Here is an 11,158-nt window from a genome sequence, read left to right as displayed (position 1 = left end):
CACATCTGTTATTAAACCACTATGAAACGTTTCCTCTTTTCTCTCGCAGCCACGTTATTTCTGTTTGCAGGAGCATCCAACGCCTTTGCGCAAGGCCTTTCAGTTGAAAGCCTGCTCGACAAGGCAGTATCACTAACACAAAAAGGAGACAAAGCCGGAACGGCTGACGCGCTTACCCAGGGAGTTTCCGCTTTGGAAAAAGAGGCCAAATCCTCCGACGGCAGCCTGAAAGACAAGCTACTGGGCAAGGCTGGCGACCTTAAAAGTATGATCCCGCTGGCTTCGTCGGGCAAACTGTCTGGCGGTGCGCTGGGCAAGGTGGTTAACGCCGTAAAAATGCTGATCGGCGCCAATAGGATCAGCGGATTGCTCGGAAAAGGCGAATCCGGCCTGTTAGGCAATGCGGCGGGGCTCACCAGCAGCCTTGGGCTGATCAAAGCGGGAAGCTCGATTTTGGGTGGCTCCAACCAAACCAAACTGAACGGGTTACTTGGCGAAGCTACCAAAACTGTTTCCGGTCTTGACAAAAAAGGCCCTGCGGCCAAGTTGGCGGCTGCGGCATCGTCGAAGCAGTTGGGCAGCATTGTAAGCCTCGTCAGTTCCGCGCTGTAATTTCGACGCTTGCTTCATGCAAGCCTGGGGCCAAGTAGTCTCGTAATGTTCCTGATAACGTTTATCGCTACCCGTCAATCCCTGGCGGGTAGCTTAGTTTTTAGCCATACTCCCGCTCCGGTATTCCTTCGGCGACATTTTGTTGATTTTCTTAAAACACCGGTTGAAATAGGAAATATTGGTGTAACCGCATTCCAGCGCAATTTGCGTTACCGGCAGGTCCGACTGCTGCAACAGCTTGCAGGCAAATCCGATACGCACCTCATTGAGAAAATCGGAGAAGGTACGGTTAGTCAGCGCTTTGAAAAACCGGCAAAAAGAGTGCAGCTGTAAACCTGCTACCGACGCGGCCTGTTGAAGGGTAATATCTTCCTTGAAATTCTGCTGGATAAAGTGCATCAGTTTCGGCACGCGACCGGACGTCTGGCTGGTGTAGCTGGCAATAGGGTCCGGGAGATTGAGCCAGACGAGCTCTTCCGGGTCGAGCAGCTGATCGAGGATTTGCAGGAACGACGCCAGCATGCCTACCTGGCGATTTTGCTGGGCCAGCATTTGCTTTAAAATGTGGATGATGAGCCCCTTTTTTTCTCCGCAAATGCGGATTCCCCGCTCCGATTCCCTGAAAAACTGGCGTAACTCCTGGGTATCGGTCAATGCGCTCAAATGCTCGCAGATCATCTCCGGGTTAATATAAAGTGCCAGTGAAATGGCCTCGGAAGCCGGTTGGTCCGGTTTCGATTCGCTATACCAAACGTGGGGCACATTTGGACCGACGAATGTGAGATCACCTTCCTCAAACCGTTCGATCGAATGACCGATGATGCGGGTACCCGAGCCGGAAAGCACGTACACCAGCTGGCATTCCTTATGGAAGTGAAAATCGGTCGAAAAATACGGCCTGACGATCTTCTTGACCACAAAAGGCTTCTGCGAGGGCGCAAATTCCGGCAGCAGCGTGTAAGTCGCTTTCATCGGTTGGGAAGTTTGAAAAGTTACGCAAACATAGTATTACAAGTTATCAACCCGCCATTAACTTACAGGACTTATCACTCATAATTTTGTACAAATTCAGCAACAAACCAAGTACGCAAAATGTTGGCATCCAAATTTCCTGAACCCTTTTTAACGTCAAATTAAAATATAACACCGATAAACGCTCTTTTTAAGCACTATTACAAGGATTTACCATTTCACTCTATCAGACCGGCCACTCCTAATCAATACTGGTATCATATTGACATTTCGAAAAAACATGTACATTACCTCCATTGAAGTAAAAGACAAGCGGTTCGACCTTCCCGACGGGGTCGGTTCGGATGCGACACACACTACCCCGCAATACGCCTACGCCGTTTGCTGCCTGCGTACCGACTCCCCAGTTACGGGCATTGGCCTGGCATTCACCCTCGGCGCAGGTACCGATCTGGTTTGCAAAGCCATTGAGTATATTTCTGTGGCATTAAAAGGCCGGGAAATCGAGGAACTGATGGCCGACTTCGGCACCGAATACCGCCGTATGGTCGATTCGCCTTCCCTTCGCTGGCTAGGGCCTCACAAAGGCGTGATACACCTTGCGTTGGCGGCCGTCGTAAATGCGTGTTACGACCTGTGGGCCAAATCGCGGCAAGTACCTTTATGGCAGTTACTGCTCGACCTCACGCCCGCGCAGCTCGTGAACACGCTCGACCTTAGCTATCTGGAAGAAGTCCTCACCCGCGACCAGGCCATTGCATTGCTCGAAAAGCATTTGCCGACACGAAACGAGCGCACCAACGTACTTTCGACCGGTTATAAGGGTTACGATACATCGGTGGGCTGGTTCAACTATCCGGATGAAAAGATCGTCGCGAATACCCGTAAGGCGATGGATAACGGTTTCAATGCCATGAAGCTCAAAGTAGGTTCCGACGATCCGGGGCGCGATATCCGCCGCGCGACGCTGATCCGCCGGACCGCAGGCGACGCTGCGACCATTATGGTCGATGCCAACCAGAAATGGAACCTGCCGCAGGCATTGCATGTCTGCGAAAAACTCGGCGATATTAACCCTTTCTGGATCGAAGAGCCCACCCACCCCGACGACGTGATAGGCCATCAGGCCATTGCACTCGCCATTGCGCCCTTCAAGGTGGCTGCGGGCGAGCATATTCCTAACAAAGTAATATTCAAAAACTTTTTACAGGCCAGGGCGATGGACTTCTGCCAGGTAGACGCGGTGCGTGTCGGCGGCGTGTCGGAATTCCTTACGGTCAGCCTGTTAGCACGTCAAATGGGTGTACCCGTGGTGCCGCATGTAGGCGATATGGGGCAGATCCACCAGCACCTGGTACTGTTCAATCACATCGGCATGGGGCACGAGCATTTGTTTTTAGAGCATATTCCCCATTTGCGACCGTATTTTGTAAACCCGGCAGCAATCGCCGGCGGCTATTACCAGGTGCCTCAGGTACCGGGCAGCAGCAGCGATTTGAAAAACTGACACAACCGACAGCATTATGAATCTGACCCATAAAACGATATTCATCACGGGCGGTGCTTCGGGCATCGGGCGCGAGTGCGTAATTGCCTACCTGCGTGCCGGCGCCCGCGTGAGCGTGCTCGACCGCGATGAAAACGCCTTAAACAAGCTGAAAGCGGAGTTTAGCAGCGACGTCCTGCTTGCACTGCCGGGCGATGTGCGGCAAAGGGAGGACATTAAATCTGCGATTGAAAAAACGATAGCCGCATTCGGTAGCCTCCACGTGATCCACAACAATGCCGGCGTTGCAAGCCCATCGAAGCCGCTGCATGAGACGTCGGAGGACGAATGGGACAGCCTTTTCGATATTAACCTGAAAAGTGTTTACTACACGACCAAATACGGCTTGCAATACCTCCGACAAACCCGGGGCAACATCCTAAATACCAGCAGCATGGTGGGCGAAATCGGCCAGAATAACCATGCCGCATATGTGGCAAGTAAAGGCGGAATGAACGCGCTGACTAAGGCTATGGCGCTGGATTATGCCCGCTTCGGCATTCGCGTGAATGCGGTGTGCCCTGCGGGCGTGTGGACGCCCATGCTGCGGCAATGGGCGGGCGAGCAGCCGAATGCGGGCGAAATAGAACAGTACCTCGACGACATCCATCCGCTGGGCCATTGCCCCGAAGGCGACGTGATCGCCGATGTGGCGGTATTCCTCGTTTCGGACGCGGCGCGGTTCATTACCGGATGCATTATGCCCGTAAGTGGCGGGGCAGAATTAGGTTATAGAAGATAGCATGGCAACAAAAAGAACCTGTATGGCCCTGGACCTGGTCGACGACGCCGATCTCATCGCGCTGTACGAGCACCATCACGCGCCCGGGAACATCTGGCCGGAAATCCCGGCCGGTATCCGCGACGCGGGCATTACCGATATGCAGATTTATCGCATCGGGCGGCATTTGTTTATGATCGTCGAGCACGACGACAGTACCGACCTTCCCACCGCATTCAACAAAATGGCTACCCTCCCACGGCAGGACGAATGGGCCGCGTGGATGGGTACCTTCCAGCAAAAACTGCCCGAAGCCGCAAACGGCGAGCATTGGGCCACGATGAAACCGGTGTTTTTACTCAACGACCATTTGCCATGAAAAACAGCAAAGCCGTAGTGGTCCCGCTCCTGGTCGTGATGAGCCTGATGTTTATCTGGAACCTCAGCCGGAATATCAACGATGTACTGATCCCGCATTTAAAACGCGCCTGCCAGCTCACCGACTTCCAGTCGTCGCTTGTGCAATCGGCGTTTTTCGGCGGCTATTTCCTGCTGGCATTGCCGGTGGGGCAGTTTATCGGACGGTTTGGCTACAAGGCAGGCATGGTTACCGGGCTGCTCACCGCGGCCGCCGGTGCATTCCTGTTCTTTCCCGCCGCCGACACCCGTTATTACCCGCTGTTCCTGGCCGCATTGTTCATCATGGCGGCCGGATTCACCTTCCTGGAAGTGACCGCAACGCCGTACATCTCCGTCCTTGGTGATCCGGACCGTGCTTCCAGCCGCCTGAGCCTTGCTTCGGCAGTCGGCTCGGTGGGTGCTACGTTGGGGCCCTTCATCGGCAGCCGCTTTTTGCTGCACGCGACGGAAATAGCTCCGGAGACCGTCGCCGGGTTCGATGCAGGGCAGTTGAGCAGCTATCTGAACGCCGAAGCCCAACTCGTCAAAACGCCCTATCTGAGCCTTGGTGGGCTGTTTCTGGCGATAGGCCTTTGGTTATATTTTATTAAACTACCCCATATAGAAGGCGAAGAAAGGCACGCAGGCGGCATCCGCGACATCTTTAAATTCCGCCACACCGTGCTCGGGGCGCTGGGGGTGTTCTGCTACCTCGGAGCCGAAGTGGGCATTGTGAGCTTTTTGATCCGCTACGCAAAAGTTTCGGGCATTCCGGGACTTACCGAGCAAAGCGCCGCCTTGTTTATCACATTGTATATGGCTTTGGTGCTCGCCGGACGACTGGCGGGAGCCTATCTGCTCCGCAAAGCCAACCCGCCGGCGATCCTGGCGTTCTGCTCGGTGGCAGCGCTGGCGTTGGTGGGCATTTCCATGACGAGTACGGGGTATATCTCGGTGTATGCATTGTCGCTGGTTGGGTTATTCACCTCCGTGATGTACCCTATCCTGTTCACGCTCAGCATTAAAAATTTAGGGATTTATACCAAAACAGGCTCCTCGCTGATCATTATGAGCATTGTAGGCGGGGCTGTGATCCCGCCTGTCATGGGACTGCTGTCCGATGGTTTTGGAATACAAAAGGCCTTTGTAGTGCCCGTACTATGTTACGCCTACCTCGTGTATTACGCACGCGTGGGCCACGTGACAGCGCAGGCAAGCGCAACGCAAGTTTGAAGCATGGATTTGAATTTTTAGATAATGAAAAAGAACATACTGACATTACTGCTATCGGCAGCACTAGCCCTGCCGGGATTCTCTCAAACCGAAATACCCAAAGCACAGCGCCTGAAATGGTGGCAGGATGCAAAAATGGGCCTTTTCATACACTGGGGACCGGTTTCGCGCATTGGGAAGGAGATCAGCTGGTCGCGGGAGGGATACGGCAAGGCTAAATACGACTCGCTTTACCGCGATTTCAATCCTACCCGTTTCAATGCCAAGGAATGGGTGGCTCTCGCGAAAGCTTCGGGCATGAAATACATGGTACTCACCGCGAAGCATCACGACGGCTTCTCGCTTTTTGACACTAAAACCAATAACTACAATATCATGCACACGCCATTCGGCCGCGATGTGTGCAAAGAGCTCGCCCAGGCCGCGCACGAGGCCAATATGCCCATCGGCTGGTACTTTTCCGTGGCCGACTGGAAAGATCCCGATTGTCGCAACCCGCAAACCAACGACGTTTTCGCCGCGCGTGTGCTCGAACAGGTGCGCGAACTCCTGAGCAATTACGGGAAAATCAGCCTGCTCTGGATCGATTACGAAGGCTGGCCGACGCCGGTGGAACCCAAAAAAGTGTACGACCTCGCACGTAAGCTCCAACCGGAGATCATTATCAACAACCGCCTCGAACCATTCACCCCCGACGAGTCACACGCCTACGTGGGCCAGTACGCCGATTACGCGACGCCCGAGGGTTTTGTAGCCGGCTATGGCAAAGTGCCCTGGGAAACCTGCACCAACATGGGCCATCAATGGGCATGGCGGTTCGGTGACACACCGCGCAGTTTGAAAGAATCGGTGCATACATTGCTGCGATGCGTGGGCGGAAACGGCAACCTGCTCTTCAATATCGGCCCCGACAGCACGGGCGTGTTCCCTCCCGATTTTGCGGCAAGAGCGCGCGAAATGGGCGACTGGATTGCTAAAAACCAGACAGCCATCTACAATACCAAAGGCGGTGTGTTTACTCCGGCTCCCGATTACGTGAGTTCCTATCGCGGCAAACAGGTATTCGTGCACTTGCTGAATGCGGATAAGACGACGCTCGCCTTACCGGCCATTCCAGCCAAAGTATTAAGCGCGAAGTTGCCGGACGGCACACCGGTTCAGTTTACCCAAAACAACAAAAGCATTAGCCTCAGTTATCCTTCCGGAAAGATCGACGCGGTTGCCACCATTGCCGTGCTGACGCTCGATAAAGACGCCTCGACCATCGCACCAACCGTGCCGTTGCCTGCCACCGGCTCTCTCGCTTACGCCCGTAAGGCCACAGCTTCCAGCTCGGTAAGCCAGTTCTACCACGATCCGGCAGCCGCATTTGACGACAATCCCAAAACGGCCTGGAAGATCGGGCGCCGGAAAGACGTCGATTTCTCGAAATATTATGGCAAAAACCTGCATTACCAGTCGCCCGAAATCATGGCATTGTACGAACCGGCGGGCTGGCTGGAAGTGGATCTGGGAAAGCCGGAAACGGTCGGGCGCATTAAACTTGGGGAGTCCCGATACGGGCAATCGGAAATCAGGAAGTTTGAGGTGTTGTATTTAAAAGGAAACGAATGGGTGCCGCTGGCACAGGACACCAAAATGGGTGATTGGGACAAGACCATCACCCCTGTAAAAGCGCAGAGATTCAGGCTGGCCATTCAGGAATACCACGGCTATTTCGGAGTGAACGAGTTTCAGTTGTTCCCTCCTGCTCCATAATCGAAATATCGGGTCCTGGACGCAAAAAAGCACACGTCCAACGAAGCGACGTGTGCTCAGGATTCCTGGTCTGAAATCGTCAGGCCAGGATTTTTTGCAGGTTTTTATAACAAGTTTCCACCGTTTCGATGCCCGGTGCGAGGTCGTATTCCACGAAGAAATGTTTCAACCCGGCAATTTGCGCGGATTCGAAAATGCGCTTGAACTCGACTACGCCGGTTCCGACGACAGTAATGGTCGACAAATCGGCCTTGATATCTTTCACGTGCCAAAGCGGGAAGCGGCCCGGGTGTTCCTTGAACAGCGCGACCGGATCTTTTTTAGCTTTCGTAGCCCAGGCGAGGTCGAGTTCCATTTTCACAAGGTCCTTATCGGTTTGTGACAGAACCAGTTCGTAAGGCGTTTTGCCGCCATCCACGGGATCGAATTCGGTGGCGTGGTTATGGTAGGCGAATTGAAGGCCCGCTTTTTTTGCAGCTTCCCCGGTTTTCTGGAACACTTCAATGGAACTCTTAATTTCGTCGGTCGTGCCCACGGGCGTGCTGGCGCATACGAGGTAGCTCAGGCCAGCCGAGGCCGCATCGTCCACCAGCTCCTGGTAGTTGTCCCGAAGATTTTTCATCGGCGGAATGGTAATGGGCTTGCCATCGGAGCCAGTGGGCAACTTGCGTCCGGGAGGCATTTTGAACGGTGCGCCCAGCGCGTGGTGCGCACGCCAGGTCATACCAAGACCTTCCACCAACGCTTTAAACTCCTTCGGCTCATAGCCATAATACTTACCCCGCGTGCTGAATGCGGATTCGATCTCCTTATACCCGATTTTGGCGATTTGCTCCAAAGTACCTTTCGGATCGGTATTCATTTTTTCAAAAACTGTGAAAAGCTGGATACCAGCCGGCTTTTCGGCGAGTATGATACCTGCCTGGCGGGCTGCTTCTACAAGCGAAGGCAACATGAAAGTACCGGCGGCCAATGCGCCCGCGCGGCTGAGGAAGTTTCTTCTGTTTATGTTATTGCTCATTGTTTCAATGTTTTATAATTAATTCTTAAACTTGATTCTGGAGAAAGACATCAACGGCTCGATGGGCTTGGCCTCTGCGTTTCTGAACACGAAATAGACATCCTGCTTACCGGTAGTAGGTTGCAGGCCGATGCGCACCGGCGGCTGGGCGAAGCGGTTACGCGGCGCTGCGGCAGGCGCTTTTGGGGCGGCAACACCTGCCGTCGAAGAGCCGCCAGCGGCCGGGGTTGCTTCTTTTTTAGCGCCATTTTCCAGTTCGGCCATCATTTTGGTCATATCCACGGGCTTGGCAACAGTGAGTTTTTGCTGGCCGATCAACGTGCCGGTCGGTGAGCCGAGACGAATTTCGATGGTGCCTCCCACACTGCCTTCGCGTTGCTGGGCGGCGGCATTCAGTTCGAGGGTGTCAATACCGGTAAGGTCGATGGACGGGAATGCGATATAGCTGTTTTCAAACGCGACTACGGCAAACCCTTGCCCTGCTACGCCCAATGCTTTGGTCTCTACCCCTTTGGTAACCGGTGCTTCGGCTGCATTGAGCTCAGGACTGCGAAGGACAATCATTTCCTCGGTCGTTTGGGCCGGTACCGATTTGGCAGTCCCCACAGGACGATCGGTATAAGCCGCGCGGATGATTACCGAACCTTTGCCATTATCCGTTTTCGGTATCTGCGGGGTATATTTCCCTTCCAAAGGCAATGTCGACAGTGTCTTTTCCGTACTGTTCAAAATGTATTTGACGATCACCTCTACATCGGCCACGGGCAGCGCCGGGTGTGCCGCCATCGCCACTTCGCCCCACACACCTGAACCGCCTTCACGGACTTTCTTCGCGAGCTTATCCAGCGCGCCGGGATCGGCTTTGTATTTGTTGGAAATGTCCGCAAATGAAGGCCCGACCGACTTGGTATTCGGCTGGTGGCAGACTTTGCAATCGCTTTTGCTCATCAATGTCTGGGCTACGGCAAATTGCGTAGTCGCATCCACGCTGCGCTGGCTCTGTGCTACTTCGGCATAGTCGAAACCCTCCGCGGTGTAGTCGATGCTTACAGCCACCTGATCAGCCTTGATTTTACCGTCGGCGGTACTACCGTCCTCCTTGTCCGAAATACCTACCGCGTAACCCACCGGCTTGTTCGGGAAGAAAAAGGTACTGTTACCATCCAGCTTGATCGCCACTTTCGGCGGCTCGTTGCCCGCGATAATGCGTACCGACTGGCTGTTGCTGGCACCTTTGGAGTCGGTCACCGTGAGGGTAGCTGTGTACACACCCGCCTTATCGAATTTCACCTTCGGATTTTCAGTATTAAAAATCTTCGGTGCTACGCCCGGGCCGGATACTTTCCAGCTGTATTTCAATACGTCGTTATCGAAATCTTTGGTGCCTTTGGATGACAAAACCGTTTCAAACGGCACAGTACCGCCCTTTTTCTCCACCGACGCTGCCACTACGGGTTTGCGGTTGCCGCCGTTGTATTCGATACGCACCAGCCGCGAGTTGTCGCTTTTGCGGAACCAGTTGCTGCCGTATTCGAGGATATACAAATCACCGTCCGGCCCGAATTTGATATCGATCGGCTGCACCGGGTGATAGCTCGGCAGCACGCGCTCCATTGATTCATAGTCGCCCTGTGCATTCATTGTGATGGCCATGATCCAGCCCCGGGAGAAATCGGCGGCGATCCATTTGTTCTCATAATAGGCCGGCCAGGGTCTTTTTGGCGCTTTGAAATCGGAACGGTGGTAAACGGGACCGCCGGTCGCGCTGCGCGAGCCTGAGCCCACGAGCGGGAACTTCTCGGAAACGCCGTATGGATAGTAAATGAAGCTCGGTGCGGTTGGGAACAGCTCTTTCAAGCCGGTATTATTCGGCGAAGTGTTCACGAGGTTTTTCGGGTCTTTTTTCTCGCCTGGTTTATTATTGGCATAATCAAAAACCGGAAATGCCTGATCATTACCCACAAACCACGGCCAGCCGAAATTTCCCGGCTTGCGCGCCTGGTTCAGCTCGTCGTACCCTCTCGGCCCGATCTCGGAATCTTCATTGGCATCAGGGCCTACTTCGCCCCAGTAAATGTAGCCGGTCTTGCTATCCACTGAAATGCGCCATGGATTGCGGTGGCCCATCGAATAAATCTCCGGGCGGGTTTTGGCGGTGCCTTTCGGGTAAAGATTACCTTCCGGAATGGTGTAGGAACCATCCGGTTCGGGATGAATACGAAGGATTTTACCTCTCAAATCATTGGTATTACCCGCATGTCCCTGGTCATCCCAGCTTTCGCGACCGGGGCGTTCGTCGGTTTGGGCGGCCTTATCGTTACCGGTGTTGTTGCCGACGGTCAGGAAGAGGTTACCATTTTTATCCCAGGTCATACCGCCGCCCGTATGACAGCATACCTCCCGCTGGGTGGTAACTTCGAGGACTACCTTTTTAGAGCTTTCCACCAGTTGGTCATCCACCAGATCCCAGCGTGCGAGAATGTGCTTTTTCTCGGTCGGGTGGGCATAGTAGAGGTAAATCCAGTGATTTTTAGCAAAGTTCGGGTCGAGGGTAATGCCCATTAACCCCTCCTCCGCCTCGCGCGAGACGCCTTCCTTGCTCACGTACTTGGTGTTCACCGGAATAGTCGTGATCAGCTCGGTGGTTTTCGTCGACGGATTATACTTCTTCAAAGCGCCTTTCCGCTCGATGATGTAAGAGCTCCCGTCGGGCAACACTTCAAATGCCATCGGTTCATCGAGGTTGTCGGCCAGGACTACGGGTGTAAAACGACTTTCGTCAGGCTTGGTAACAGTGTCCTGCATCGTAAATGCAGCGAGGGCAGCAACCGTGATCAGCTTGGCTGACCAGCGGACCGTAGAGATGAGGCTTTTGCGCGGGATAGGTTTAAGCATA

General features: G+C 54.0%; 9 protein-coding genes. 6 read left to right on the top strand and 3 right to left on the bottom strand.

The window, feature by feature from the left end:
* Window positions 1-21: 21 nt before the first annotated feature.
* Window positions 22-612 carry a hypothetical protein gene (locus ACQ4MZ_RS19025; RefSeq protein WP_430847358.1) on the top strand — a complete coding sequence of 197 codons (591 nt, stop codon included), beginning with the start codon at window positions 22-24 and terminating at the stop codon, window positions 610-612.
* Window positions 613-705: 93 nt separating this feature from the next.
* On the opposite strand, the gene ACQ4MZ_RS19020 is transcribed toward ACQ4MZ_RS19025, so the two are convergent.
* Complete coding sequence (locus ACQ4MZ_RS19020; RefSeq protein WP_430847356.1) at window positions 706-1,584, bottom strand: helix-turn-helix domain-containing protein; 879 nt, start codon at window positions 1,582-1,584, stop codon at window positions 706-708.
* 280 nt (window positions 1,585-1,864) lie between these two features.
* Between ACQ4MZ_RS19020 and ACQ4MZ_RS19015 the strand changes: the two genes are divergently transcribed.
* From ACQ4MZ_RS19015 to ACQ4MZ_RS18995, 5 genes are read left to right on the top strand one after another with little or no spacing between them, the layout of a single operon-like run.
* Entirely contained in the window at window positions 1,865-3,091 is a 1,227-nt protein-coding gene (locus ACQ4MZ_RS19015; protein ID WP_430847354.1) for an enolase C-terminal domain-like protein, read from the top strand.
* Between the two features lie 16 nt (window positions 3,092-3,107).
* Complete coding sequence (locus ACQ4MZ_RS19010; protein WP_430847352.1) at window positions 3,108-3,872, top strand: SDR family NAD(P)-dependent oxidoreductase; 765 nt, start codon at window positions 3,108-3,110, stop codon at window positions 3,870-3,872.
* A 22-nt stretch (window positions 3,873-3,894) separates the two neighbouring features.
* The gene (locus tag ACQ4MZ_RS19005) at window positions 3,895-4,230 is read left to right on the top strand and encodes an L-rhamnose mutarotase (protein WP_430847350.1); all 336 of its coding nucleotides are present in this window, start codon (window positions 3,895-3,897) and stop codon (window positions 4,228-4,230) included.
* On the top strand, window positions 4,227-5,483 hold the full coding sequence (fucP, locus tag ACQ4MZ_RS19000) for an L-fucose:H+ symporter permease (RefSeq protein ID WP_430847348.1): 1,257 nt from the start codon (window positions 4,227-4,229) through the stop codon (window positions 5,481-5,483). The genes ACQ4MZ_RS19005 and fucP overlap by 4 nt, the downstream gene beginning before the upstream one ends.
* A 24-nt stretch (window positions 5,484-5,507) precedes the next feature.
* Window positions 5,508-7,241, top strand: a complete 1,734-nt coding sequence (locus tag ACQ4MZ_RS18995; protein ID WP_430847346.1) for an alpha-L-fucosidase — start codon at window positions 5,508-5,510, stop codon at window positions 7,239-7,241.
* A gap of 79 nt (window positions 7,242-7,320) precedes the next feature.
* Here the strand turns inward: ACQ4MZ_RS18995 and ACQ4MZ_RS18990 are convergent, their stop codons facing one another.
* Together ACQ4MZ_RS18990 and ACQ4MZ_RS18985 are read right to left on the bottom strand one after the other, a co-directional pair.
* The gene (locus ACQ4MZ_RS18990; RefSeq protein WP_430847344.1) at window positions 7,321-8,262 is read right to left on the bottom strand and encodes a sugar phosphate isomerase/epimerase family protein; all 942 of its coding nucleotides are present in this window, start codon (window positions 8,260-8,262) and stop codon (window positions 7,321-7,323) included.
* Window positions 8,263-8,280: 18 nt separating this feature from the next.
* The gene (locus ACQ4MZ_RS18985) at window positions 8,281-11,157 is read right to left on the bottom strand and encodes a PQQ-dependent sugar dehydrogenase (protein WP_430847342.1); all 2,877 of its coding nucleotides are present in this window, start codon (window positions 11,155-11,157) and stop codon (window positions 8,281-8,283) included.
* Window position 11,158: the final 1 nt, after the last annotated feature.

The sequence above is a fragment of the Dyadobacter sp. BHUBP1 genome, from assembly GCF_050587785.1.
Classification (GTDB): Bacteria; Bacteroidota; Bacteroidia; order Cytophagales; family Spirosomataceae; genus Dyadobacter.
Note: the sequence above shows the minus strand (reverse complement) of the source record. Positions and strands in the feature narration are given on the sequence as shown.

Excerpts from the sequence above, each read along its gene's own strand:
- ACQ4MZ_RS19025 (WP_430847358.1), top strand. The coding sequence starts at position 22 with ATGAAACGTTTCCTCTTTTCTCTCGCAGCCACGTTATTTCTGTTTGCA.
- ACQ4MZ_RS19020 (WP_430847356.1), bottom strand. The coding sequence starts at position 1,584 with ATGAAAGCGACTTACACGCTGCTGCCGGAATTTGCGCCCTCGCAGAAG.
- ACQ4MZ_RS19015 (WP_430847354.1), top strand. The coding sequence starts at position 1,865 with ATGTACATTACCTCCATTGAAGTAAAAGACAAGCGGTTCGACCTTCCC.
- ACQ4MZ_RS19010 (WP_430847352.1), top strand. The coding sequence starts at position 3,108 with ATGAATCTGACCCATAAAACGATATTCATCACGGGCGGTGCTTCGGGC.
- ACQ4MZ_RS19005 (WP_430847350.1), top strand. The coding sequence starts at position 3,895 with ATGGCCCTGGACCTGGTCGACGACGCCGATCTCATCGCGCTGTACGAG.
- fucP (WP_430847348.1), top strand. The coding sequence starts at position 4,227 with ATGAAAAACAGCAAAGCCGTAGTGGTCCCGCTCCTGGTCGTGATGAGC.
- ACQ4MZ_RS18995 (WP_430847346.1), top strand. The coding sequence starts at position 5,508 with ATGAAAAAGAACATACTGACATTACTGCTATCGGCAGCACTAGCCCTG.
- ACQ4MZ_RS18990 (WP_430847344.1), bottom strand. The coding sequence starts at position 8,262 with ATGAGCAATAACATAAACAGAAGAAACTTCCTCAGCCGCGCGGGCGCA.
- ACQ4MZ_RS18985 (WP_430847342.1), bottom strand. The coding sequence starts at position 11,157 with ATGCTTAAACCTATCCCGCGCAAAAGCCTCATCTCTACGGTCCGCTGG.